This is a genomic window from Streptomyces sp. NPDC059906, assembly GCF_042730645.1.
Taxonomy (GTDB): domain Bacteria; phylum Actinomycetota; class Actinomycetes; order Streptomycetales; family Streptomycetaceae; genus Streptomyces; species Streptomyces rubrogriseus.
The window spans coordinates 156,669-179,920 of sequence record NZ_JBHWKU010000016.1; the positions used below are offsets into that span (position 1 = coordinate 156,669).

The window sequence follows — 23,252 nt, forward strand, 5'->3', positions numbered from 1 at the left end:
CACAGGTGTTACCGGCGTTACGGCGTCACGGCGCGTCACGGCGCGCTACGACCTCATAGCGCGTTACGGCGTTACCGGCTTCAGCCGCGCCGTAAGGACGACGCCGCGATGGCTCAGCCGGCCAGGAGCTTCTTGACCGCGGCGGCGACCCGGCCGCCCTCGGCCTGCCCGGCCACCTTCGGGTTCACGATCTTCATCACGGCGCCCATGGCCCGCGGCCCCTCGACGCCGGCCGCCTTCGCCTCCTGCACGGCCTGCGCGACGATCGCGTTCAGCTCGTCGTCGGAGAGCTGCTTCGGCAGGTAGGCGGCGAGGATCTCGCCCTCCGCCTTCTCCCGCTCGGCCTGCTCGGCGCGGCCGCCCTGGGCGAAGGCCTCGGCGGCCTCGCGGCGCTTCTTCGCCTCGCGGGTGATCACCTTCTGCACCTCGTCGTCGGAGAGCTCGCGCTTCTCCTTCCCCGCGACCTCCTCCTTCGTGATCGCGGCCAGCGTCAGCCGGAGCGTGGAGGAGCGGAGCTCGTCGCGCTCCTTGATCGAGGAGTTGAGGTCGTCGTGCAGCTTCGCCTTGAGCGTGGTCATGGACCTGATTGTCGCAGGTACGCGAGGAACGGCGCCCGCCGATTTCCGCGCCCCCGGTGACGGCGGCCGCGGACGGCCTCCCGGCACCGCTCCCCCGCCGCTTCTGACACGATGGACGTATGCGCGCGCGATACGGAGTACCCCTGGGAGTCACGGCGGTTGGCGCCGCCGGTCTGATCTACGCGGCGGGGATCGAGCCCCGCTCCTTCCGCCTCCGACGGGTGACGGTCCCCGTCCTCCCGTCCGGGATGCGTCCCCTGCGCGTGCTCCAGGTCTCCGACATCCACATGGTCGGCGGTCAGCGCAAGAAGCAGCGCTGGCTGCGGTCGCTGGCCGGGCTGCGTCCCGACTTCGTGATCAACACCGGCGACAACCTGTCCGACCCGGAGGGGGTCCCCGAGGTCCTGGACGCCCTGGGCCCCCTGATGGAATTCCCGGGCGCCTACGTCTTCGGCTCCAACGACTACTACGGGCCGCGGCCCCGCAACCCCGCCCGGTACCTGCTCGAGAAGGTCCAGGGCCGCCACGGCCTCAACGGCAACCCGCCCGTCGTCGGTGCCGTCCACAACCCGTGGGAGGACCTGCGCGACGGTTTCGACGCCGCGGGCTGGCAGAACCTGACGAACACCCGCGGCACGCTCAAGATCGAGGGCGTGTCGGTCGAGCTGACGGGACTGGACGACCCGCACATCAAGCGGGACCGGTACACGGAGGTGTCCGGCGGCCCGTCCCCCACGGCCGACTTCTCGATGGGCGTGGTCCACGCGCCGTACCTGCGCGTCCTGGACGCCTACACGGCGGACGGCTACCCCCTGATCCTGGCCGGCCACACCCACGGCGGCCAGCTGTGCATCCCCTTCTACGGTGCCCTCGTCACCAACTGCGACCTGGACACCGACCGCGTGAAGGGCCTGTCCACGCACACGTCCGACGGTCACACGGCCCACCTCCACGTCTCGGCCGGCTGCGGCGCCAACCGGTACACCCCGTTCCGCTTCGCCTGCCCACCGGAGGCGACGCTGCTGACGCTGGTGGGCCGGGAGAGCTGACCGCCCCCCCGGGGGGGAGCCTGCGGGCGAATCCAAACGGCCGCCGGGGGTAATCAGGCAACCGGGCAACCGGGTGGCCGGGAAGCCGGGTAACCCACACGGCCCACCCACATAGCCCGCTATGTCCGGTCTGTCTACGTTGAGGCCATGACAGCCCCGATACCCAGGGACATCCCGGACCTCCCCCCGATCCCGGGCCATGTCGTCCTGCCGCCCACCGTCGTACCGGCCCGTGCCGTACTGATCCCGGCCCGCCGTCGCACGGTCGCCGCGTTCCGCGGCCTGATCGCGCTGCTGGCCCTGACCGGCGTGGCGATCGAACTGCTCGCCGCCGACATCCCGCCCTCGACGGCCCTGAGCCACTTCACGATCCAGAGCGGCATCCTGCTGGCGCTGGTCATGCTCGCCTCCGCCCGGTGCGCCTGGTCCGCCCACCATCCCCTGCCGGGCGCCCTCACGGGCGCGGCCCTCTTCTACGTCATCGCCGCCGCCCTGGTCCACCACGTGCTCCTGGCCCACGCGTCGAGCCCGTTCGCCACGCTCGACGGCACCGGCACGGCCTGGCAGACCGCCGCGACCCACATCCTGCACACGGCGGTACCGGTGGCCGCGGCCCTGGACTGGCTCCTCCTCACCCCCGCCGGCCGCCTGCACCTGCGCCAGGCCCCCGCGTGGCTCCTGTACCCCCTGGCCTACCTGGCCTTCACCCTGGCCCGCGGCGAGCTGCTCCTCCCCGGCGCCCAGGCCCGCTACCTCTACCCCTTCCTCGACGTCGCCCAGCACGGCTACAAGATCGTCCTCGGCAACGCCCTCCTCGTCGGCCTCGCCCTCTACGCCCTGGCCGTACTCCTCGTGGCCCTGGACCACATCCGCCCGGACCCGGTCCGCCGCCGCCGATAAACCGGATTTCGTCTCCGGCCACCGGTGGGCTAAAGTAAACGACGTCGCCGCGACGAGCAGCGACAATCGGGGTGTGGCGCAGCTTGGTAGCGCGCTTCGTTCGGGACGAAGAGGTCGTGGGTTCAAATCCCGCCACCCCGACAGAGAAACACCAGGTCAGGCCCGGTGCTGAGGGATCAGCACCGGGCCTGATTTGCTTTGTGACCCCGTTTTGGGAGCCGTTTGGGAGCCAACTTCCGGAATCCGGCTCCCGGCGGCTCCCAGCGAGCGGCCGTCCGCCGTCCAGCCCGCTCTTTGCCACTCACGCTGGGAAAGGGCCATCCCTACGGTTGTGCGAGGCCGATCACAGGCGGTACGACCATCGTCATGCACCGATGGTCTCCGTTAAATGACCGGCAGCTCGCACTCCTCACCCGCATCGGGGACGGAGCCGACCCCGTCACGTCGGACAGCCCAGAATTCGCCCTCACCGCCCGCGCGCTCAAGGAGCGGCGTCTGATCCCCATGCCCAAGCAGGATGGGAAGTGGCGGGCGGAGATCACTGGCGCGGGGCGCTTCTACCTGGAACACGGCCATCACCCGGACCGGCCGGAACCGGCGCCCCGCAAGCAGCGGTCGGCGGTTTCCGAGCAACGGACCCGACCGGCCCCTCCTACGCAGAAGCAAGACACAGCTCCGCCCACGACGAAGCCGGCGCCGCAACGCGCCGCCAAGCCCCCGCAGGCGTCGCCGGCGGAAATCGGAGCCGCCTTGATCGCGGAGGTACAACAGGCTGGGCGGTTCCTCCGGATCCCGAACCCCAGCGACCAGGAGCGAGCCCGCTACCGCAGGGCCTTCGACGCAGCCCGGCAGTGTGCGCCCGAGGGGTACCACCTGAAGTACAGCGGCCGGGCGAAGGGGGACTTCTTCCTCGGTCTGCTCAGGGTGTCGGGTGAGGACGACACCGAGTGGAACCGGATCCGGCTGGCGCGCAGCCGGGTGATCAGCGATGTCGAGGACGTGATCGCCGCTGTCACTGCGGACCACAGCGCCTTCGAGATCTCGGAGGAGGTCCTGCCGCGAGTCCTCTCGCTTCTCCGGCTCCTCGCCGAGCAGGCACTCGCCCGCCACGGCGAGATCACGGTGTCCAAAAAGCGCAAGCAACCGAGGCCCCTGCTCACCGTTCACGGCAGGACGTACGAGGTCGGCTTCCGCGAACGGCAGAAGCAGGTCCGGTACGTGCCCAAGCAGCCGGGCCGACGTACGTACGACTGGCAGCGGGTGACGCCGGCGCACAGGTTCGAGCCATCCGGCGAGCTGGAACTGCTGATCAGCCAGCACTCGGGCTACGGCTACGGCCACAGCTACGGCTGGAAGAAGGAATGGGCCGACACCGCCAAGAAGCCGTTGGAGGAGCAGGTCGGTTCGGTGTTCCGGGCGCTGAAGGCGCGCGCGGAGGAGCAGGAGCGGGCTCGGCTGGAACGGGAGGCAGAGCAACGGCGCCTGCGAGAGGAGCGGGAGCGGCAGGAGGCGGAGCGTCGGCGTCTCGAGGCGGAGTGGGAGGAGCGCGAGCGGCGGGAGTGGGAGTCCGCCGTCAGTGCCGCCTCAATCAAGGCGGTTCACGCCCTACGGGCGAAGCACTTCGGCACAGCCCTGGAGCAGTGGAAGGTGGCCGGAGAGATCCGGGTGTTCTGCGTCGCTCTGGACGAAGCCGCCGCCACATCGGACGACGCCGTCGAAGCCGAGAGGCTGCGAGAGTGGTCGGCTTGGGGGAAGGCGGAGGCCGACCGGCTGGACCCCACCATGAACGGCAAGGGCATGGCCGTTCTCGACTTCCACGCGGAGCCGACCGAAGATCAGCTACGGCCCTTCCTCGGCGGCTGGCACCCGCACCGGCCGGAGAGGGAGCAGCCTGCGGCACGGCCCGAGCCGCCGAAGCCGACCCCGGAGCCGTGGCGCGGCTCTATCGACACACGTCAGGATCAAGGCTGGCGATATGGACGCCAAGGTCGCGCTCAATGGTGGAGGCGATGACGCCGTGCCCACGGTCGCGTAGAGCCTTGACCGCCTTCTCCACCAGCTGGCCGAGCCGGATGACCTCTTCGCGCAGTGCGACCAGCTCGTCGTAGCGCTCAGCCTTGTCCTCGCCGCACCACACCCGGACGGTCCGCAGGACGGCCGCCTCCGCATCCAACTTGCGGTCGTCCCGACGACGGTACGAGTACCAGGAGGGCTGTGCGCGCTCTTGCTCGATGTCCTGCTGCTTGCGGTCCACCTCCGGGAGGATCTCGTCGGCGAGGCGGCCCGCTACCTGACGGGCGACGCGTTCGGTGACCGGCCAGCCGACCAGGCACATGCCGGCGCGGTCCTCGTGCACCATCGGGTCACTGCGGAGCGCGGTGGCATCCATTCCGATGAGCGACGCCGTCTCGTCGAGTCGGCTCAGTTCCAGAACTCCCGCGTCCGCCACCCCTCGGCGGAGGCGCAGCCTGTTCTTCGGCCGGACGAACCCGAGGATCAGGCGCGCGGCCTCGAACTCCGTGCTGCCCCGTACGTGGCGTGACACCTCGGCCAGCCTGAGCTCTGCCTCGTCATCCGCGCGGAACGCGTCGACGTCTGACCACGGTGCTACGAGGCAGCCGGGGCTGACCCATTCCTGCAGGCCGGCATCATCCCCTTCCAGGAACCGGACGTGGATCCAGCCAGACCTGCCACGACCGCCCACCCGGACGATCTCCACCTGCCTGACAGGGCTGCCCAGCTCCTTCGGCCTCGCGCGGTATGCCCAGTGCTCACCAGTCTCCATGTACCTATTGAGCCAGGTCCGTTGGCCCCGCTACTGGGCAATCGTCGTAACTACTGGAGTGAGACGGCCGCGCGGAGTTGACGCGGCCTCGCGGAGGCATCACGGACATGGCTGTGCCCTCCGGGAGGTGTCGCCGGAGGGCACAGCACATTTACTGCTACGACTTGACGGGCACCCGGGACACCTCGCGTGCCCGCAGGAGATCACTCAGCACGCGCACTGGTGACGTGGCACTCATGGCCAAACGCGCATCGAGTGCTGCCTCCCACTGCTCGGTCAGCCCCAGCATGAGGCGCATGCGCATGCCTGGGGTGACGTGGGCGTAGCGCGCCGAGACCGAGCCGTCGATGTGGCCCATGCGTTCGTCCATGAGCACCTTCTCGGTTCCCAGGTCCTCCATCATCGTCCGGTGGGTGTGGCGGAGGCCGTGGGGCGTGAGTCCCTTGGCTATCGGGAGCCAACAGGCGTCGGCTCGTTCGCTGGCACCCCGACCCCGTGCCGGGACACCGGGCCACGGCTCGCCGAGTAGGGGCACCGGCCGGGGCTCCTGTGGTGCCTTCTTCGGGTACCAGCCGGAGACCGCCGGCGTGAACAGCCAGGTTGCGAAACCGTTCCTGCGCCAGTGGGCGGCATGCTCCGGTACGACGCCGCCCCGGACGAACCGGAGGTCAGCGATGGCCTGCTCGACTTTCTCTCGCGTGGCCTCGGTGACGCGTTCGGGGTGGTTGAGGACGTTGGACACCGTGCCGGTCGAGACGTCGGCACGACGGGCGACGTCGACGAGCTTCGCGCCTTAGTGGCCGCCTGTGCGGGCCGCGCCCTGTCCTCGGAAGACGTAGGTCTTGCCGTGGCAGGGGCAAGGCTTGGGCTTCGTGCGGGCGATGTGGTTGGCGACCAGCGCCGACAGCCAGTCCATCGAGTCAATGGTGCGGTAGCTGTCGTCCTTCGGCGGGCAGCGCACCAGCTCCCCCGTGTCGAGCTCGTACAGCTGCCACTCGACCCGGACGGCTCCAGGGCGGAGGAACGCGGTCTCCAGGCCGACGATCTCGCCCCAGCGCGTGCCGGTGTACCCCTTGAGGACCACGGCGACGAACTCGTCGTCGCGGCCGGAGAGCAGGGCGGCGCGCTCGGCGGTCAGCAGGATGCCGAGCGCGTCGGTGACCACCTTCTCGGGGCCACGGTCTCGGGAGCGGCCGGCGCGTTTGCCCCGTCCGCGCCGCCGAGCGGCCGGGTTGGACGTGATCAGGCCCTCGTCGATCGCGTCCTCGAAGATCAGGTGGAGCGTTGAGCGCCAGGTCTTGACGCTGGAGGCGGCGTAGAGGGCCTTCTCCTTCTTGTCCCACAGGTCGACGTCCGTGCGCAGGATGGAGGCGAGCGCTTTGCCCTCGAACTCGGGGAGGAGGTGCTCCTCGATGTGGCGCTTGTAGTTCTGCATGGTGGAGGCGGCCAGGTCCTGGGCCTCGTACCAGCGGTTCGCGTACTCGCCGAAGGTCTCCAGGCCGAGGGTCGGGTCGCGCCATTCGCCGCGTCGGTATTTGTTCTCGGCCTCCGCTGCTGCCCGTTGGGCCTCGCCCTTGGTGGCGAACCTGATCGCCTTGCCGTTGTTGTCGACGACCGTGTTGTGCTTGCCGAGCGCGACCTTGTACCGGCCGCGCCAGTAGTTTCCGCGCTTCTCCGCGAAACCCAAGTTCCGCTGTCCCCCTCTTCCTTTTCCTCGGCTACGGCAGATTGGATCGGGTCACGCGACAGTGCCGTACTGCTGCTGTCGACGCGGCGGGCGGGCCCGCAGGCGGGTCGCCGGCGCAACGACAGGGCGGCGAGGTTCCGCGGAGCCGGTCTGCGTACCGGGCTCGGAGAGCGACTCGGTCGCCCGTGCGGGTGTCTGCCCGGGCTGGGCCGGCCGCTGCTCGTAGAGGCGGATGATCTCGGCGAGGTGCTCGGCGGTGAAGCGGTAGGCGCGGCCAACCCGGGTGTGCGGTATCAGGCGCCTTCGCGCGCGGTCCTTGACCCACCAGGCCGAGCATCCGAGGGTGTCGGCGATCTCCTCGGGGCGGTAGAGGCGGGGCGGATGGGCGTCAGACGGCCTGTGGAGCACGGGCGCGGGCGTGGATCGGTGCAAGGGGGGCGGCTCCTAGTCGGGAGGTCGTGGAGGGGCTGCGTGGGCGGCTCAGGCGGCGCCCGGCCCCTGGAAGAGGGCGGCGGGTGACACCTGCAGGGCGGCGGCGATGGCGACGAGGTCGTCGATATCGCATCGCCGCTTGGCGAGTTCGATGCGGGACAGCATCGTGTTGGACATAGGGCGGCCCAAGGCGGTACAGCGTGCCGCGAGTTGGCGCTGCCCAAGGCCGCGTTCGATTCGGAGGTTTTCGATGGTGCGAGCCACCGTCAATCCTGCGGGTCCTATTTCCAGAGATCGTGCTGCCATAGCTCCAGTTGTAGCGTGCATTCGGCGGTTTGGTTAACCGCCGATCGTCGGCTATGTTGCGCCGCGCTCAATCGGTGAGCGAGGCGGTCGGGGTGCTGCGCAAGGCCGGATCTCGAACACGTCCCAGCCTTCGCGAACCTCTCTGACATGGGGTGTTGTGTTGTAGCTTCGCCACTCGGGGGACGTCAACGGCTTGCCGATGTGATGCTTCTGGCTCGGGACGCAGGGCAACTATTTGGTCAACCGCCGATCGTGCCCTACCGTTTTCGCACCGCCCTCGCCGACTCGATTTCCAGCGGCATTTCTGCCGTGAGAGATTGCGCCGGATAAGGCTGGACTTGCGCGACCTGGGTGTGGCTATGTTGACGACACCCCGGACAGCACGAGCGGCCATCAACGCTCCCGCGTCAACGGCCAGACATTCCAGCCCCCTTCACGCCCGACCGCCCCCGACCGACGGTGAACCGTGGGCATCCCGCCTACCGGCCACCGAGTGAGGACCTGCCCCCTTGGCACGAATCCGCACCATCAAGCCGGAAGCCTTCGTCTCCGAGTCCCTGGCCGCCGTCTCTCTGACCGCCGAGCGCACCTTCTTCGGCCTGCTCACCCAGGCTGACGACCAGGGCCGCCACCGCGACCACGCCGCGATCATCGCCGGACAACTATGGGTCCTGCGTCCGGAACACACGCCTGGCGACGTCGAACAGGACCTCGCCCAGCTTGCCGACGCCGGTCTGATATGCCGCTACAAGGGTCCGGCTGACAAGCGCTACCTGCACATCGTCACCTGGCGGCAGCATCAGAAGATCAACCGTCCCAGCGCGAGCCGCCTCCCCGCCTGCCCGCACCACGACACGCTGACTGGCACCTCGCCCGGCGCTGACGCGCCGGCTAAGAGGGTCGGCATCACGGAGACCGCACCGCAGCCTCACGGAGCACTCGGTGAGGGCTCCGGGCGAATACGCGAGCCTGCGGTGAAGTCGGTCACCGATGACGAAGCAGCAGGTCAGAGCGATTTCATTGAGCCCTCCGTGAGGCAGCGGGAAGGGCTCCGTGAGGGAGCGGTGACGCCTCACGGCCCGGATCTAGGACCTAGGATCATGGATCTAGGAGATACCCCTTCGGGGGGCGCGAGCGCCCCCGCACCCCACGCCGTCTCGGCCAACGAGCTCATCGCCGAGTACGCCGCCGCTTGCACACACCGTCCGCCCAAGGACGTCGTGGGCCATCTCGCTCGCGAGGTGCGCAAGCTGCTGGGCGAGGACATCACCCCCGCCCACATCCGGGCTGGCCTAGAACGGCACCGCGCCAAGGGCCTGCACCCCAGCACTCTACCGAGCCTCGTGCACGAGGCCATGAACGCGACCCCCACCGTGCCGGTTGTCCACAGGGCGTGGACAAACCCCGCCGAGGTCGAAGCCGCCTACGGAGGTGACCTCTGACCGCCACCCTCACCCGCGAGCCCCACCGGGTCGGCCCGCTCGCCGACCGGCTCAACGGCATCCTTGCCAGTCGCGGCATCGACCTCGCCACCGCCGCCGTCGAGGACGGGCACGCCGAGCCCGTCACCGCTCTGGAACTCGCCGACGCCAGGATCCCCGCCCGCTACCGCCGAGCCCTGGCCGACCACCCGAAGGTCACCGCCTGGGCCGACGAGATCGCCCACGCCGGACGCCCCGGCCCCGGCGGGCCGGGCATCGCCGAAGGCCCGTCGCTGCTGATCGCCGGCCCCACGGGCACCGGCAAGACCCACCAGGCGTACGGCGCCATCCGCACCCTGCTCGCCCGAGGGGTCCGTCTGCGCTGGGAAGCGACCACCACCGCCGACTTCCACGCGCGCCTGCGCCCCCGAGCCGGCCACGACGCCGAACGTGACCTGCAGACCCTGGCGCGCTGCCCGCTGCTGTTCCTGGACGACCTCGGCGCGGCCAAGACCAGCGAATGGACCGAGGAGCTGACCTACCGGCTCATCAACCACCGGTACGAGCACATGCTCCCCACCCTCATCACCACCAACCTTCCGATGGAGCATCTGCGCGTCACGCTCGGTGACCGCGTCGCCTCCCGCCTCGCCGAGATGACGGAGCGCGTCATCCTCGACGGCCCCGACCGACGACGCACAGCGCCCGCCGCCTGAGCCTCAGCGCCCTCTCCAGGCTGGCCCCGCCGCATCGCCCACGCTCACCCCAGACCTGCCCGCGCCAGCCACTCGCGTAGGCGGGCGCTCAGTGCGCCGTCGATTCACCCTTCGCCCCTCAACCCCCGACGCCTTGGAGCCCCCTCCTGCCTCCTCACAGCCCCGTCCCCCTCGCCGTAGAAATCAGCGGCACGCCGCTCCTCCCTGACTGGGCCACCTCCCCGGTGATGACCGTGGCGCTCCTAATCCTTCCCGTGCTGCTCGGCCTGCTCGCCGGGTGGCTGATCCGCCAGCAGCGCCGCCGGCGGCATCACACCAACCGCTGGCGCGGGACTGTCGCGGTGCCGGTCGCGGCCGTGGCTGCGCTCGGCTGCACCGCCTACAGCGCGGACACCAGCTGGCGGTTCGCCGCCGACTATCTCGACATGGGCGGCACCGCCGAGCGCGTCGCGATGTTCGCCGCCGCCGAGCTGGCCCTGTTCGCCACCGCCCTGATGGCGCGGCAAAACCTGAACGGCCCGAAGCAGGCACCCGGCCTGCCCGGCACCCTCACCTGGGTCATCACCGCAGTGCAGATCCTGCCCGCCTATGCCGAGTCCGGGCTGGTCGGTGGCACCGTGCGGGCCTTTGTCGGCCCGGTCATGGCCGCGATGTTGTGGCACCTGGCCATGGGCATCGAGCTGCGTCACCGCGCCCCCGACGCCGCCTCACGCGGTCTGGGCGCCGTCCTCGTCCGCCAGGCACGCGAACGCCTCCTGGCCCGGCTCGGGATCGCCGACCAGGACGCCGATGCCGCCCGCCTCATCCGCGACCGCGCGCTGAGCGAAGCCGTCGCCCTGATCCTGCGCGCCGAGTCGCTGACCGCCCGCCGGCGCAGCAAGCGGCGGCAACAACGCCTGACGGAACGCCTGCACGAGGCGCTGGAGCGGGCGGACGTCGACGGCGACCCGCTTCAGGACGAGCTGCTGCTGCGCAAGCTCGCCACCCGCAAGCAGGCCCTCGGCCTCGCCTCCATCACGCTGTCTCCGCGCTGGCAGACTCCGGCCTGGGCCCCCGACCATGAAGGCGGGCACAGCCGCCCGCGCTCCGCCCGCCCGGCACCACTGCCTCGGACAGAGGACGCTGCCCGCCCACACCCATCAGACCCGGGTGACGACGAGGCGCCTCCGGCTGCCCGCTCGGAGCCTGCCCGCCTGGTGCCCGGGCTGCCCGCACGGGCAGAAGCCGAAGACAGCCCGGCGCTTACGGGCAACAGTGCGGGCAGCGTGTCGGGCAGGCGCGAGCGGAAACCGGCTGCCCGGAAGAAGCGCCACACCGGCAAAGCCCGCGCCTCCGATGAAGTCATCCTCAAGCACGCTCGCCGGATCTACGAGGAGACCGGCAGCGTCGGACGCGACCGGGTCGAGGCCGCCCTGCGCGCGGTCGGCTACACCGTCTCCAGCGACGACGTCGGACGAGTCGTCCGCGAGTTCAAGGCCCAGCTCAAGGCCACGGCCGGCGATCCACTCCGCTGATTCTCCAGCACCAACACTCCCAACCAGACCCCGACCCGAAGGGCCCCATGCACACCCCGCACCACGAAGACCCCAAGCCTCACGAGGAATCCTTGCCGACCGCCCCTGCCCCGTCGGGAGCAAGTTGGTGCAGGAGCATTGCTCCCGGCAGGAGCAATGCTCCTGCCTCCCCCGCCCCGACAGCGGTGCGAGCAGATCGGCACCGGGGGGCGCCGATCGTTCAGGATGCGGCCGAAGGCGGATCGCATCCTGAGAGGGAAGAACCGCGCGCGTGCCACAGCACCGACTGTGTTCACGCCGCTTCGTCGAAGCCCCGTGTGCAGCAGCGTGAGCGTCTGCGCGACGAGAAGAAGCGCGTGCGCCAGCCCAGCTGCCGCATGAATGACGACGAGTACCAACTGCTCGTCCGGGCAGCCGCCGAGTGCCGGATGAGCATGGCCGGGTTTCTTGCCCGCTCGGCTCTTAACGCTGCCCGTGACCTCAACCGCACCACCGCGGACATCGCAGGCAAGAAGGAGATGCTGCAGGAGTTGTTCACGCTGCGGCGGCGCCTCGGGCAGATCGGAAACAACCTCAACCAGGTGGCCAGAGCGCTGAACTCCGGAGCCGAGGCCCCGCAGGCCGAGGCGGTCCTCGCCGCCGTCCAGCGCGCCGCCACGCGGGTCGACGCCTTCACCCAGCAGTACTTGGACAACCAGGCGGCTGCGTGATCCCACGCGTCCACGCCAGGGGCACGCGCACCATCGGCCTGCTCCACTACCTGTACGGGCCTGGCACGCACGAGGAGCACATCGACCCGCACCTGGTGGCTGCATGGGACAGCCTTGCCCCCGATCCCAGCCGAGACCCCGACGCCACGTACGGCGCTCTCCAGCGGCTGCTCGACCAGCCAGTCATGGCCCTGCCCGAGAGCCGACGGCCGACCGAGCACGTGTGGCACCTGTCGGTACGCGCCGCCCCCGAAGACCCGATGCTCTCGGACGAGCAGTGGGGCGAGATCGCCCGCAGGATGGTCGCCGCAACCGGCATCGCACCCGACGGCGACGACGCCGCCTGCCGATGGGCGGCGGTCCGGCACGCCGACGACCACATCCACATCATCGCCACCATCGTCCGCGAGGACGGCCGCCAGGCCCGCCTCCGCCGGGACGGCAAACGTTCCCAGGACGAAGCCCGCAAGATCGAGATTGACTACGGGCTGCGCCGCCTCCACGCCGGCGACGGCACTGCCGCCCAGCGGCCCACCAGCGCCGAACGCCACAAAGCTAAACGGGAAGGCCGCGAGCGCACCGCGCGTGAAGAACTGCGCGTGACCGTCCGCCGCGCTGCCGCAGGCACCGCCTCCACGGAGGAGTTCTTCGATCGCCTGGCCGCCGCCGGTCTGCTGATCCGCAAGCGCATCGCGCCCTCCGGCGACCTGCTCGGCTACAAGGTCGCCCTGCCCGACGACCACAACAAGGACGGGGAGCCGGTCTTCTACTCCGGTTCGAAACTCGCCCCCGATCTGTCCCTCCCCCGAATCCGCGAACGCTGGGCCCTGCCCTCGGGGCCCACTTCGGCGGACGGCTCCGGGCCGCAGCAGCCCGCCCCGCCGGACATGACGGGTCCCGCGTTCGCGCGCCGCAGGGCCACCGCCGCTACCTGGCAGGCCCTTCTGATCCTCGACCAGAGTGACGACGGCACAGCAGCGGCCCAGATCGCTGCGGCGGGTGAGGTACTGGACGCGCTGGCCAAAACGTCCGCCGCCCACACCCGCGCCGAACTCCGCGAGGCAGCATTCGTGTTCGAGCGGGCCAGCCGTTCCCACGTGAGGGCCGTACGCGGGCATGACCGGACCCTGCGCCAAGCCGCCCGCGACCTCGTCCGCAGCGGGCCGGCGCTCGGCCGAGGGGAAGACGGCGCCACCACCGCGATGCTCATCGACATGGCGTTCTTCCTTGCCATCGCCGCGGCGAACTGGCACGCCAAGAAGCACCACAGTCAGCAGGCCGCAGCAGCCCGACAAACCGCCGAGCATCTGCGCGCCGCCTACCAGGCCGCTGCGCGGGAGCCCATGGCCGCACTGGGCCAGCGAGGCCGGCGCCTGGCCCCGCGCGTCCGGCAGCGGCAGGCCGACCTTGTTCACCACGTGCTACCCGAGCTGGCAGAACGGATCCTGGCCGAGGGCGGCTGGTCCGCACTGGCCACCACCCTCGACGACACCCGGAAGGCCGGCCACGACCCGGCTGCTCTGCTGGCCGACGCTGCCCGGGGGCGCGAGCTCGACACCGCCACCTCGATCAGCGACGTCCTCGTCTGGCGCCTGCGCCACAGCGCCCACCTGCCCGCCCTACCCGAAAGCTCTCACGAGGCACTCGCCCAAGGCAGTCACCGCCGGAAGCCCTCACTGCCCAACACGCCGCTGATGCAGGACACCGCGAACTATTCCAGCCGCCGCCGCTGACCGGAAAGCGACGCAACATAGCCGACGATTGCCGGTTGGGCAAACCGGCGGTTCTCCCGACCATTGATGTCTTACCCACCCACTCCCAGGAGGAGCTCCCGTATGCCCAAGACCCAAGCCCGACCGGAGATCGTCGTCCTGCTCTTCGACACGGACGCCGAGCGCCGAATAGAGACCGGCAACTGGTACCACCTCGACGGGCGCCCGTTCAGCAAGCACGAGCAGAGTCTTATTGACGAGGTCACTCGCGACGATTTCGCAGAGGCTAGGACGCAGCTCAAGCGCTACGAGGACTACCGGCGCACTCTGGACGGAGCCCCGGATGCCCTCGACCAGGTCTTGGCCCCGTTCTGGGATCGGCTCGACGTGAAGATACTCGGCAACGCTGTCGAGCTCATGAATGAGGACGAGCGAGCCGAGCTCGATCGCCTCCTCGGGCTTATCGTCGACCCAATCCGTCCCTTCACCCCCTACGCCTTCTGACCCTGGTCCCCCGCGCCGATACGTACCCCACGCGCTGGTGACCGGCTCCGACGACCGCTCCGGCATCTGGCACAGAGGCGTGTGCGTTCCAAGCGATAGCCGGTAGGACTCGTCACGCAGAACGAAGCACCAGGCGTGGAGGCGGACCGCTCTCAACAGCCTCAAGCCGTGACGCATGAGGACGCCGACCAGGGCACAGCAACATGAAGCCGGGCCTCCCCAAGGGGAGGCCCGGCTTCCATGCGTTGGATGGCCTAGCTGGCTGGAGCGCGCAGGAGGCGGTCGCGTGTGCTCTCCGGCAGCACCCGGCGCAGGACCGGTGCGCTGGAGCTGAGGGAGTCGGCGAAGGCGGCGACGAGGTCGTGCGGCACGCTGCTGCTGAACGAAGCGGCCCACAGGTAGCCCGCGCCGAGCACCGGCTCGGCCCACGCCTGCCACCCGGCCAGGACCGCCTCGCCAGCCTCAGCCAACAGTGCCAATGGATCGCCATCCTGGATGAGGGGCGGCACCTCGCCGACGCGAAGGTGGGAGGCGAACGTCGGATCCACCGCGCCCGTGCCGGGCTGGTCTACGTCACGCAGCCAACCGTGTGCCGAAACCGCGTCAAGGACCAACTCGGCGCCACCGAGCGGCAGGGCCGGCTGATCGCGGGCGTCAAGCGCAGTGAGGAAGGCGCCTAGAACCTCTCCGGGTACCTCCGGGGTGAAGTAAGCCGACCACTGGGCGAGCGGACCCGCTAGGCCCGAACGAGCGGACACTTGCCAGGCGATCGGCAGGTTGCCCAGGTGGAACGGCTCGTCCGGCAAGACCCACTGCGCCCACCTGAGGGAATCGGGGCTGATGTGCAAGACGATACTGCGCAGGACCTGGCGGCCGTCCGGCGCCTCGTCCGGCTGCCGGCGCCCACGGACGAGGGTCAGGCTCGTCCAGCCCAGTCCGGCGAGCGTGTCGGCGATGGCGTCGTATGAGCGGCCGTCATCACCGGCCAAGTGCCGGGGACCAACCCAGTACGCGGACGGGACGCCGACCGGAGTGGGTGGATCGATCGGAAAGTCGGGATACAGGTACGCCTCCAAGGACTTGGTGATTCTGATACCGCCAGCGGTGCGCAAGCTGAACGAGTACTGGGTCAACTGCGCCGCCGTCTCAGGCGGACGAACGTCCAAGGCGCCCGACGACGGCGCCCCGATCCTTGACGGTCACACCAGCGGGGAGGTCTCCAGGACGCGAGCGACGGCGGCGGCAACGATGTCAGCTGGTGTCTCGGTGTCGAAGGACATCTGGTAACCGCGTACCTTGGCCGTCCCGGTGACGGCGATCTTCCATCCCTCGCAGTCGGTGCCAGGACGCCCGAAGGGGAACCATCCGAGGTAGAAGCGACCGTCCTTCGAGTTGACGTGTACGTCCGCGCGGTCGTCCACGACGAGGTCGAAGTCGTCAGCGGCGAACTGATCCATTACGAGCGTGGCCTGACCCGGGCCGAGCGGCCACTTACGCAGCCGCAGGGCCTCGACGGTGGTGGAGAATCCGGGACCCGAGGACTCCGCAGTCACGGGTAATCACCTCTTTGACCTGGTGCTTTGCAAGAAGGTCGTCCAGGTTCACATGCCGTTGCGTCGTTGGCCAGTCCTTCGTGGATCTTTGCTGTCTGCCGCCGGCGAACTGGGACACAAGAGCGGAGACGTCGCGGTCCAGCCGCAGAAAGCGGCGTACGCGCGGTGGGGGCAGTGCTGATAGTTGCCCCCACAGAGGCGATCGAGGCCGCACGCGCCGTCGTAGATGAACAGCACTCCGAAGCGCGCGCCGCGTTCCTGGCAGTGTCGTGCCAAGCCATCAAATGGCCACGTCATACCTCGACATCGTGGTGCGTCTGTTCCTCACGTGCAGATTACCTGACGGAGATCAACGCCCGAGTCTCCTCGGCGCATCCCCAGGACAGTGTTACGCCGGCGCCTCCATGCCCGTAGTTGTGCACCACCGCAGTGCCGCCCTCCCACGCTTCTTCCTCCACACGGACCGTGGCGCGGGTCGGTCGAGCGCCGACCCGGTGTTCCAGGACGCGTGCTTGGGCGAGTCGGGGCTCGACCTCAGCACAGCAGGCGAGGATGCCCGTCGCTGCCTTGGCATCGGGGGCCAGATCGTCCTCGCCGTCGATCGTTGTGCCGCCCATGACGACATTGTCGCCGTGAGGGTAGATACACAGGAGGTCTGGGGAGAGGCCGGTGTCCTCGGAGAAGAAGTCGGTCAGCCCGGGGTTGGTGACGACGACGTGTTGGCCGCGGATGGGCCGGAGGTCAGGGTCCGGAGCCAGGTGGCGTGCGCCGAGGCCCGCGCAGTTGACGATCGTCGTAGCCGGACCAGCATCCGAGAGCGAGGTCAGCCGTCGCTGTTCGACCACACCCTCGGCATCGCGGAGTCGGCGCAGAAGGTAGTCGAGGTAGGTGGGCATGTCGATCAATGGCACGGTGAACCGGTAGCCCGCTGTGAAGCCGGCCGGAAGTTCGGCCCGCTCGCACGGTCGGAAACCCGGCAAAGTAGTGGCCCAGCCCGGCGCGGCTTCAGCCGTGCGGGACGCCTCGATGCCGCTCGTGAGTCGGACGCCCGTCGCCGGGTCTTGGGCCAGCTCCCGAAAGATCTCCAACGACCGCTGTCCCCACTGGTCGACCTTGTCCTTCGGCTCGACCAGGTATGGCCCCCACATCGCCCCGGCCGCCAGCGACGTGGTCCCCGGCACCTGCTCGGCGATCACGTGCACCGAAGCCCCGGACTCGGCGAGTACGACGGCCGTGGTGAGCCCAGCCACCCCAGCCCCGACAACGACAACGCGCTCCCCTGCTGTCATGAGCCGACCGTAACGGCCTCTGCGCGTGACGATCATGCGCGGGCTAGGTTGTCTTCACGCACGAGTCCCGCGATTGACCACGAGGCATCCTGAGAACCTTCCAAGCGGGCTGTACCCCCGCAGGCCCGCCCTAGTCACGGGGCTCATACCGCGGGGGACGGTAGGCACATCCATGACCAGAGCGGGGGCTTAACCGCGGCGGAGGAATCCTCGTCGGCCCCGATGTCTGCCGGCCCGCCGTGCTGAGGCGGACGCAGGGGAGGCGGTATCGCTCGGACCAGCGCGGCGGGTTGGCTCGTCCCGGCTGAAGAGGGACCGCCAGACCCGCTCCTGGAGCGCTCGGATGCAGGGTCCGCAGGCGTACATCGGTGCCTGAGCGCCCGCGACACGGGCGGGGCCGATCCACAGGACGCGAGTCCACCGCTGTCCGCAGTAGAGCCAGCAGGGCCCGTCGACCCACTCATTACCGTCGTCAGTGGCCGCTGGTGCGGGTAGTCCACCGCGTGCGAACTCGGCGATCCCGGGGATCACCCTGTGTCGTAAGGCGGCTTCGGTGAGCATGGCTTGTCCGCTTCCTTGATCAGTGGCTGCGGACAGCCGAGGAAGCGTCCTCCTGCTTCTCGGCGTCGGAGAACAGGAGAGTGGGCTCGGCGAGGATGTCGCGGCCGGCCTCGCTCTTGTAGATCTCGTCGACGCTGCCGAAGCGGGCTTCGGAGTAGTCGAGGTTCAGCAGCGCGGCGGCCTGCCGGACCGATGCCTCGTCGGGCCCCTCGATCTCCAGGAAGGTGGGGAGGTCGGGCCAGGTGTCGAAGTCGAAGGCGACCTCGCCCAAGCGCCACTCCTCGCGGTAGTCCTCCTGGTAGCGCACCTCGGTGAGGCCGACCCGGCGCAGGATGTCGGCCATGGCGTGCAGGTCGGACACCTCGGTCTCGATCTCCTTGGTGCCGTCGATCGTGGTGGCGTCGGTGACCTGCTTGAGGGTGAGGGTCGACCGGGTGCCTTCGTCCCGAAGGCGGATCCAGGCCCCTCCGTCGAGGGAGTCGTTCTCGAAGATCTTGCGGGTGAGGAGGGTGCGCGGGAACGCCTGGACGGCTCCGAGGGCGGTCAGCTTGGCCTGGAGGCCGGTGGCGTCGACGGCCAGGAACTTCGCCTCGTACTCGTGCTTCATGTGTCCTTCTCTCAGAAGTGGTCGGTGAAGGGGGACGTTCGGGCTGCCATGAGCAGGCCCATGCGGTGGGTGTGGTCGTTCGGCTGGCCGACGTGGGCCCGTTCCGTGAACTCGTTCGTGCGCAGGGTGAGCAGGACTTCCCAGTCACCGATGAAGTGAGGGAGCAGGCGCTCGGGGGAGGTGTAGTGCTCGGTCATGTGGTGGCGTCTTTCGACGGGCATCATGAACTCCGCACCGAACACACCGCCCGGGCGGACCAGGCGTTGCATGCGGTCGACGAACTCGGCGAGCGGGCGGTGGTGGTTGGCACTGTAATGCCACGAGCAGCTCGTCCAGACTGCCTCGCACTGCATGCCCAGGGGCTCGCCCTCAAGGAAGTCGTCCTCAACCACGTGGACACGGGAATGGAGTTCTTCGAGCTTCAGCCGGTCGATCAGGCCCATCGCGTGGGCCTCGCTGTCACCCGGAAGGCGTACCTCGCCTCCGTGCAGGGCGAGCGCGTCGCGTTCGATGGCGACCACGTGGTAGCCGGCGGCGGCGAGCGGCAGGACGAACTTGCCGTCGCTCGCCCCGATAACCGCGACGGTGGCGTCAGGGGCGACTCGCTCGCGCAGTGTGCCGAGGAACTGGGGGAAGAACGTGAGGGTGTGCTCCCACAGGCTCTGGGTCTGCATAGGAGTTCGCTCCTTGCCTGTCGGTTTCTGTGATCACACGGAGGACCTCTTCGGGGCTGCGCCCCGTGGTGTCGACGCGACGCATCGGGAACGAGGCGTAGGCGTCGGCCACCTGGTCCGGGACGGTTTCGATCAGTGCGTCCCACTGCGTCGCTGGCTTGTCCCGGGCGGCCAGACGGCGGCGGCGTTCGTCGTCGCCGCAGACGAGGTAGTACGTGACGGGTGTCGGGAGCCGGCGCGGCAGCGTGACGCCGAGCCGAGCCCCCATGGCCTGGTGGGTGGCGAGGCACCGGGCGAAGTAGCTCTCGACGACTACGGGGACGCCGGCGTCGAGGTGGCTCTGGATTTCCTCGGTCGCGGTGAATAGCGCGGAGAGGTAGAGGCACATCCGCGCGTCGACGTTGGTGCGCTGGTCCACGGCCGCTCTGAGGGGCTGGTACAGGGCGGGCACGGTGGGGACGAGGACGGCTTGCCGGGCGGCGGCGAGCATCGGGGCGATGGTCGACTTGCCGGTGCCCCGTAAGCCTTCCAGGCTCTCGAATCGCGGGTGGTCAGGCACGGGCGTACACCACGTCCGGCACCGCGAGCGTGAGCTCGTCCGCGGGCGAGGGCTGGTGGACGATGCGGCCAGCGCTCTTCTCGTACCAGAAGGCGTGAGAGTCCTTGCCCACGGCCTTGCAGGACATGGTCAGGGCACCACGCGGGTCGGCCTCGATGCGGTCGATCTCGCGGGGCTCGCCGGTCGGGGCGCAGAGCTGTGGGGCGCCGTTATCGGAGAGGTCCTCGTCGACTATTACTTCCAGGGGCAGGACGGCCGACGCGAGTTCTTCGCGGAGCCGGCCGTAGGCGGCAGGCTCGGTGACCAGTAGCTCGGGGTGGCCGGCGGCGTTGCCTACGGGCCGCAGGTGGTGGAGCTTGAGTTGCTGGACCCCGAGTCGGGCCAGGATGCCGGCGAGGGGGAGTACCTCACCGATGTTCCGTGAGGTCACGGTCATGGTCGCGCCGGTCGGAACCCCGAGGTCCCGTGCCAGGCTCAGTGCGTTGAGGGCACTCTGGTAACTGCCGTGCCTGCGGATGCCGTCGTTGGTCGATCCGACGCCCTCCAGGGACACCCTGAGGAGGTCCAGATGCGGCGCGATCTCCGTCAGGCGTCGCTCGATCCGGTACCCGTTGGTGCAGATCTCAACGCGCTGGCCCAGTTCCTCCTTGGCGTGGCGGGCGACCTGCGGGAGTTCCCGGTGAACGAAGGGCTCCCCGCCGAGCAGGGTGACTTCCTCCGTGCCGTACTCGTCTCGCATCAGGGTGAGGAGGCGACTGGCTTCGTCGGCGGTGAAGGCGTCCGCGTACTGAAGCCGCTTGCCGTGGAAGCAGTGCAGGCACGTGAAGTTGCAGCGGTAGAGCAGCTGCAGGTACAGCATCCGGATCTTCCTGATCCCGGTGACTTCCCTGATCACTTGGGCTCCTTCGGCTGGCTGCCTTTCGGGAACCCGATCGTGGCTGTCTGCCCGGGGACCTCGTCACCGCGTTCAGGGACGGCCCGAGGACGTCCTGGGACGTTTTCCGTCACCTGCGAGCGACTCCAGGACGCTTAGAAGGCGCTTGGCGTCTGCCAGGTCCGGCAGGACCTCGGGGGCGCCGGCCGCTGCGAGTTCCGCGCGATCGTGCAGACCGGAGGCGACGGCGACGATCCCGCACCCCGTGGCCAGGGCAGCCTCCACATCACGAGGGGTGTCCCCGACCAGGACGATGGGCGTGTCGACCCGGACGCCACGAAGCCGCTGCACGCGCTCGCGGGCGACCGCGACCAGATCGGAACGGAGATCGGCGTCCGCTCCGTAGGCGCCCACCGACAGGTCCAGCAAGGAGTCGAGGCCGAACGCGGATAGCTTCACACGGGCGTTGGCCGCGATGTTGCCGGTCAGGACAGAGGAGACCCAGCCGCTCCGCTCCGAGGCGACCTCCAGCGCCTCATGGGCTCCTGACAATGCCCATCCGCGCGATCGCAGCGCGTCACGGCGTTCACTCCCTGCCCGTTCGAGGGCCGCCTCGATGCCGGGCCAGTCGGGCACGGGCAGCCCATCCCGAACGAACATGTCGCGCATGATCAGTCGGTCCGTACGGCCCTCGGTGCGTGCTGGCCCCGTCGGCTCGCGCCCCGCCAGAGCCGAGAAGGCGGCGGCGTAGATCTCCTTGCTCACCCCCGCGTTCTCGATGAGGGTGTGGTCGATGTCCCACAGGACGATGAGCTCCATGCCGCCAGCGTAAGCAGCGGTCGGCGACGCTGTGATTCCGCGACAACGTCCCACAACGTCCTTGCGCGATCACGCGTTGCACCGCTTGCATGGTTTCTGTGAACGACCGATTGCATACCGTGCTCGCCCAACGTGGGGTCTCACCCGACGCGCTCGCGGAGATCTGCGAGGTCGACCCCAAGACGGTCAGCCGGTGGCTGGGCGGACGGGTGCCCCACGCGCGGCATCGCTTCCGCGTCGCCGGTCACCTGCGCGTGGAGGAGACCTTCCTCTGGCCGACGCCCTCCAAGCGGCCCGGTCGACCCCTCGACGGATTAGGCACCGAACTGGTCGGCACCTACCAGAACCGAGCCAGCGTGCCGCGGGACGTGTGGCTCTCGCTGCTGCGGGAGGCACGGCAGGAGATCAGCGTCCTCGTCTTCTCCGGCACCTTCTTCGCCCAGTCCAACCCCCACGTCGCCAAGATGCTCTCCGAACGCGCCGCAGAGGGCGTCCGGGTTCGCCTCTGCTTCGGTGACCCCGATGGACAGGCGGTCGCCGTCCGGGGCCGCGAAGAGGGCATCGGCGACACACTCGCCGCCAAGATCCGCGCCTCGCTGACGTACTACCGCCCCCTGTCGGGCGAGGCCGGGTGTGCGGTGCGTCTGCACGACACCACGCTCTACACGTCCATGTTCCGCTATGACGACGACCTTCTCGTCAATCCCCACGTCTGGGGGCAGCCGGCCAGCGCCAACCCCCTCCTCCACCTCAAGAGAGCCGACGGCATGGGCTGGTTCGACAACTACGCTCAGAGCTTCGACGCCGTCTGGGCCGCCGCACGGCCATGGGCACCCGACCAGGAGAGGACCGCCGACCATGGGCAGGACTGAGTACTACAACGACCCGGCCGCGCCGAAAGCGAACACCCTCATCCCGGCCAGCAACCTGCTCGTCGCCGACGAGACGGGCGCCATCCTCCTCCAGCGCCGCCGCGACACCGGACAGTGGGCACTCCCCGGCGGAGCCCAGGACATCGGCGAGACCGCGGCCCAGTGCGCGGTCCGCGAGTGCCTGGAGGAGACCGGCATCATCGCGGAGATCACCGGCTTCCTCGGCGTCTACACCAACCCGAACCACATCGTCGCCTACACCGACGGCGAGATCCGCCAGCAGTACGAGAACACCTACATCGGCCGCCCTGTCGGCGGTGAGCCCACCATCAACGACGAGGCCGACGGAGTCCGCTTCGTCCAACCCGCCGACCTGGACCAGTACGACATCCACCCGAGCATGCGCCAGCAGATCGGCGACTACCTCGCCGGCACCTATCCCTACCTCGGCTGAGCCGCCAGAACGGCCTCGATCCTCTCGACAGAGGAGAAGATCTCCGGCGCCGCCCGCCGGATGAACCGACCGACCACGCTGTCCGCGCCGTAGCGACCGACGATCTCCGTGACCCGGCCCCGCGCGGTCGTCCGGCCGCCGTCGGGCGTTGTCGTCATGTCGCAGTAGACAAGAGCGTCCACAAGCAGCGGATCGTCCGACAAAGGAAACTCCGTAGCCAGTGCTTCTCTCAACCCGCGTTCCTCCGCCTCCAGCAGCGCGAACGAATGGTTCGCCACCAGGCGGGTCAGCTGCTCACCGGCCCCGTGTTCGTCCCGAAGAAAGCGTGCTCCGTCGAGCGGATGAAACCCTGTGATGGCCAAGCGAGGCGCGTAACCCACATCGTGCAAGATGGCGGCCGCGGTCAGCAGTTCAGCGTCCATACGCAGGAGCCGCCCTAGTTCCTCCGCTCTGCCAGCTACTCCCCGGCTGTGAAGCCATCGTCGAGGCAGCAACTCACGGAGCTCCGCTTCCGCGATGCGCCCTGCCCAATCCAGCGTTACCTCGTCCATTGGCGGCTTCATGCCCGTCAGGCTCGTCTCCCATTCCCTGCTGGGCCGCAACGCCCATCGACGAACGGGTCCACACGGACGTGATAGTGGTCTACGCCGACCCGCTCTCTGCAGGGCAGGGCTTC

General features: G+C 69.3%; 24 protein-coding genes, 1 tRNA gene and 1 pseudogene. 12 read left to right on the forward strand and 14 right to left on the reverse strand.

The annotated features are described in order from the left end of the window. Positions 1–113: 113 nt before the first annotated feature. Positions 114–578, reverse strand: coding sequence for a GatB/YqeY domain-containing protein (locus ACFV9J_RS24255; protein WP_385357016.1), 465 nt, complete (start codon positions 576–578; stop codon positions 114–116). A 119-nt stretch (positions 579–697) separates the two neighbouring features. Between ACFV9J_RS24255 and ACFV9J_RS24260 the strand changes: the two genes are divergently transcribed. The 4 genes from ACFV9J_RS24260 to ACFV9J_RS24275 all read left to right on the forward strand — a co-directional run bounded on the left by ACFV9J_RS24260 (position 698) and on the right by ACFV9J_RS24275 (position 4,540). Then, positions 698–1,627 carry a metallophosphoesterase gene (locus ACFV9J_RS24260; protein WP_385357017.1) on the forward strand — a complete coding sequence of 310 codons (930 nt, stop codon included), beginning with the start codon at positions 698–700 and terminating at the stop codon, positions 1,625–1,627. 147 nt (positions 1,628–1,774) lie between these two features. Then, a complete protein-coding gene (locus ACFV9J_RS24265) occupies positions 1,775–2,527 on the forward strand; it encodes a Pr6Pr family membrane protein (protein ID WP_385357018.1) in 753 nt (250 codons plus the stop codon). Positions 2,528–2,594: 67 nt separating this feature from the next. Beyond that, positions 2,595–2,668, forward strand: a tRNA-Pro gene (locus tag ACFV9J_RS24270). Between the two features lie 225 nt (positions 2,669–2,893). Then, positions 2,894–4,540: a PE-PGRS family protein gene (locus ACFV9J_RS24275; protein ID WP_385357019.1), complete on the forward strand. Its 1,647-nt coding sequence runs from the start codon at positions 2,894–2,896 to the stop codon at positions 4,538–4,540. Here the strand turns inward: ACFV9J_RS24275 and ACFV9J_RS24280 are convergent. From ACFV9J_RS24280 to ACFV9J_RS24295, 4 genes and pseudogenes are all read right to left on the reverse strand, one after another. Next, a complete protein-coding gene (locus tag ACFV9J_RS24280; protein ID WP_385357020.1) occupies positions 4,470–5,312 on the reverse strand; it encodes a PE-PGRS family protein in 843 nt (280 codons plus the stop codon). The genes ACFV9J_RS24275 and ACFV9J_RS24280 overlap by 71 nt on opposite strands. A gap of 157 nt (positions 5,313–5,469) precedes the next feature. Further along, positions 5,470–6,999 (reverse strand): annotated as a pseudogene (locus tag ACFV9J_RS24285) (LacI family DNA-binding transcriptional regulator). A gap of 51 nt (positions 7,000–7,050) precedes the next feature. Beyond that, entirely contained in the window at positions 7,051–7,407 is a 357-nt protein-coding gene (locus ACFV9J_RS24290) for a helix-turn-helix domain-containing protein (protein WP_093845284.1), read from the reverse strand. A gap of 72 nt (positions 7,408–7,479) precedes the next feature. Next, on the reverse strand, positions 7,480–7,737 hold the full coding sequence (locus tag ACFV9J_RS24295) for a helix-turn-helix domain-containing protein (protein ID WP_093845228.1): 258 nt from the start codon (positions 7,735–7,737) through the stop codon (positions 7,480–7,482). A gap of 509 nt (positions 7,738–8,246) precedes the next feature. On the opposite strand from ACFV9J_RS24295, the gene ACFV9J_RS24300 reads away from it, so the two are divergent. The 6 genes from ACFV9J_RS24300 to ACFV9J_RS24325 all read left to right on the forward strand — a co-directional run bounded on the left by ACFV9J_RS24300 (position 8,247) and on the right by ACFV9J_RS24325 (position 14,314). Further along, positions 8,247–9,179, forward strand: coding sequence for a hypothetical protein (locus tag ACFV9J_RS24300; protein WP_385357021.1), 933 nt, complete (start codon positions 8,247–8,249; stop codon positions 9,177–9,179). After that, complete coding sequence (locus ACFV9J_RS24305) at positions 9,176–9,874, forward strand: ATP-binding protein (protein ID WP_385357050.1); 699 nt, start codon at positions 9,176–9,178, stop codon at positions 9,872–9,874. Before ACFV9J_RS24300 ends, ACFV9J_RS24305 begins: the two co-directional genes overlap by 4 nt. A gap of 227 nt (positions 9,875–10,101) precedes the next feature. After that, positions 10,102–11,388 carry a hypothetical protein gene (locus ACFV9J_RS24310; protein WP_385357022.1) on the forward strand — a complete coding sequence of 429 codons (1,287 nt, stop codon included), beginning with the start codon at positions 10,102–10,104 and terminating at the stop codon, positions 11,386–11,388. A gap of 317 nt (positions 11,389–11,705) precedes the next feature. Further along, positions 11,706–12,098, forward strand: coding sequence for a plasmid mobilization protein (locus ACFV9J_RS24315; RefSeq protein WP_093845231.1), 393 nt, complete (start codon positions 11,706–11,708; stop codon positions 12,096–12,098). After that, positions 12,095–13,831: a relaxase/mobilization nuclease domain-containing protein gene (locus tag ACFV9J_RS24320; protein WP_385357023.1), complete on the forward strand. Its 1,737-nt coding sequence runs from the start codon at positions 12,095–12,097 to the stop codon at positions 13,829–13,831. Before ACFV9J_RS24315 ends, ACFV9J_RS24320 begins: the two co-directional genes overlap by 4 nt. Positions 13,832–13,933: 102 nt before the next feature. Further along, on the forward strand, positions 13,934–14,314 hold the full coding sequence (locus ACFV9J_RS24325; protein WP_385357025.1) for a hypothetical protein: 381 nt from the start codon (positions 13,934–13,936) through the stop codon (positions 14,312–14,314). Positions 14,315–14,568: 254 nt separating this feature from the next. Here ACFV9J_RS24325 and ACFV9J_RS24330 read toward each other — a convergent pair whose 3' ends face one another. From ACFV9J_RS24330 to ACFV9J_RS24365, 8 genes are all read right to left on the reverse strand, one after another. Beyond that, on the reverse strand, positions 14,569–15,390 hold the full coding sequence (locus ACFV9J_RS24330) for a DUF317 domain-containing protein (protein ID WP_385357052.1): 822 nt from the start codon (positions 15,388–15,390) through the stop codon (positions 14,569–14,571). 123 nt (positions 15,391–15,513) lie between these two features. Next, positions 15,514–15,867, reverse strand: a complete 354-nt coding sequence (locus tag ACFV9J_RS24335) for a DUF317 domain-containing protein (protein ID WP_385357026.1) — start codon at positions 15,865–15,867, stop codon at positions 15,514–15,516. Between the two features lie 335 nt (positions 15,868–16,202). Next, complete coding sequence (locus ACFV9J_RS24340) at positions 16,203–17,156, reverse strand: FAD-dependent oxidoreductase (protein ID WP_385357027.1); 954 nt, start codon at positions 17,154–17,156, stop codon at positions 16,203–16,205. Positions 17,157–17,736: 580 nt separating this feature from the next. Next, the gene (locus ACFV9J_RS24345; protein WP_385357028.1) at positions 17,737–18,324 is read right to left on the reverse strand and encodes a class IV adenylate cyclase; all 588 of its coding nucleotides are present in this window, start codon (positions 18,322–18,324) and stop codon (positions 17,737–17,739) included. A gap of 11 nt (positions 18,325–18,335) precedes the next feature. Further along, positions 18,336–18,998: a class I SAM-dependent methyltransferase gene (locus tag ACFV9J_RS24350; protein WP_385357029.1), complete on the reverse strand. Its 663-nt coding sequence runs from the start codon at positions 18,996–18,998 to the stop codon at positions 18,336–18,338. Next, positions 18,916–19,488, reverse strand: a complete 573-nt coding sequence (locus ACFV9J_RS24355; protein ID WP_385357031.1) for a hypothetical protein — start codon at positions 19,486–19,488, stop codon at positions 18,916–18,918. Before ACFV9J_RS24355 ends, ACFV9J_RS24350 begins: the two co-directional genes overlap by 83 nt. A 61-nt stretch (positions 19,489–19,549) precedes the next feature. Beyond that, positions 19,550–20,452, reverse strand: coding sequence for a radical SAM protein (locus tag ACFV9J_RS24360; RefSeq protein WP_385357032.1), 903 nt, complete (start codon positions 20,450–20,452; stop codon positions 19,550–19,552). Between the two features lie 72 nt (positions 20,453–20,524). Beyond that, positions 20,525–21,250 (reverse strand): HAD family hydrolase, encoded by a 726-nt coding sequence (locus tag ACFV9J_RS24365; RefSeq protein ID WP_385357033.1) that lies wholly within the window; start codon positions 21,248–21,250, stop codon positions 20,525–20,527. Between the two features lie 98 nt (positions 21,251–21,348). Between ACFV9J_RS24365 and ACFV9J_RS24370 the strand changes: the two genes are divergently transcribed. Continuing rightward, entirely contained in the window at positions 21,349–22,122 is a 774-nt protein-coding gene (locus tag ACFV9J_RS24370) for an XRE family transcriptional regulator (protein ID WP_385357034.1), read from the forward strand. After that, a complete protein-coding gene (locus tag ACFV9J_RS24375; protein WP_142199944.1) occupies positions 22,109–22,576 on the forward strand; it encodes an NUDIX hydrolase in 468 nt (155 codons plus the stop codon). The genes ACFV9J_RS24370 and ACFV9J_RS24375 overlap by 14 nt, the downstream gene beginning before the upstream one ends. On the opposite strand, the gene ACFV9J_RS24380 is transcribed toward ACFV9J_RS24375, so the two are convergent. Next, complete coding sequence (locus ACFV9J_RS24380; RefSeq protein WP_385357036.1) at positions 22,564–23,127, reverse strand: HD domain-containing protein; 564 nt, start codon at positions 23,125–23,127, stop codon at positions 22,564–22,566. The two genes, ACFV9J_RS24375 and ACFV9J_RS24380, sit on opposite strands and share 13 nt — an antisense overlap. Positions 23,128–23,252: the final 125 nt, after the last annotated feature.

Bases quoted from the DNA above. Each gene is read 5' to 3' on its own strand.
- ACFV9J_RS24255 (WP_385357016.1), bottom strand. From the start codon at position 578: ATGACCACGCTCAAGGCGAAGCTGCACGACGACCTCAACTCCTCGATC.
- ACFV9J_RS24260 (WP_385357017.1), top strand. From the start codon at position 698: ATGCGCGCGCGATACGGAGTACCCCTGGGAGTCACGGCGGTTGGCGCC.
- ACFV9J_RS24265 (WP_385357018.1), top strand. From the start codon at position 1,775: ATGACAGCCCCGATACCCAGGGACATCCCGGACCTCCCCCCGATCCCG.
- ACFV9J_RS24275 (WP_385357019.1), top strand. From the start codon at position 2,894: ATGCACCGATGGTCTCCGTTAAATGACCGGCAGCTCGCACTCCTCACC.
- ACFV9J_RS24280 (WP_385357020.1), bottom strand. From the start codon at position 5,312: ATGGAGACTGGTGAGCACTGGGCATACCGCGCGAGGCCGAAGGAGCTG.
- ACFV9J_RS24295 (WP_093845228.1), bottom strand. From the start codon at position 7,737: ATGGCAGCACGATCTCTGGAAATAGGACCCGCAGGATTGACGGTGGCT.
- ACFV9J_RS24310 (WP_385357022.1), top strand. From the start codon at position 10,102: ATGACCGTGGCGCTCCTAATCCTTCCCGTGCTGCTCGGCCTGCTCGCC.
- ACFV9J_RS24325 (WP_385357025.1), top strand. From the start codon at position 13,934: ATGCCCAAGACCCAAGCCCGACCGGAGATCGTCGTCCTGCTCTTCGAC.
- ACFV9J_RS24340 (WP_385357027.1), bottom strand. From the start codon at position 17,156: ATGACAGCAGGGGAGCGCGTTGTCGTTGTCGGGGCTGGGGTGGCTGGG.
- ACFV9J_RS24345 (WP_385357028.1), bottom strand. From the start codon at position 18,324: ATGAAGCACGAGTACGAGGCGAAGTTCCTGGCCGTCGACGCCACCGGC.
- ACFV9J_RS24350 (WP_385357029.1), bottom strand. From the start codon at position 18,998: ATGCAGACCCAGAGCCTGTGGGAGCACACCCTCACGTTCTTCCCCCAG.
- ACFV9J_RS24355 (WP_385357031.1), bottom strand. From the start codon at position 19,488: ATGCTCGCCGCCGCCCGGCAAGCCGTCCTCGTCCCCACCGTGCCCGCC.
- ACFV9J_RS24365 (WP_385357033.1), bottom strand. From the start codon at position 21,250: ATGGAGCTCATCGTCCTGTGGGACATCGACCACACCCTCATCGAGAAC.
- ACFV9J_RS24375 (WP_142199944.1), top strand. From the start codon at position 22,109: ATGGGCAGGACTGAGTACTACAACGACCCGGCCGCGCCGAAAGCGAAC.
- ACFV9J_RS24380 (WP_385357036.1), bottom strand. From the start codon at position 23,127: ATGGACGAGGTAACGCTGGATTGGGCAGGGCGCATCGCGGAAGCGGAG.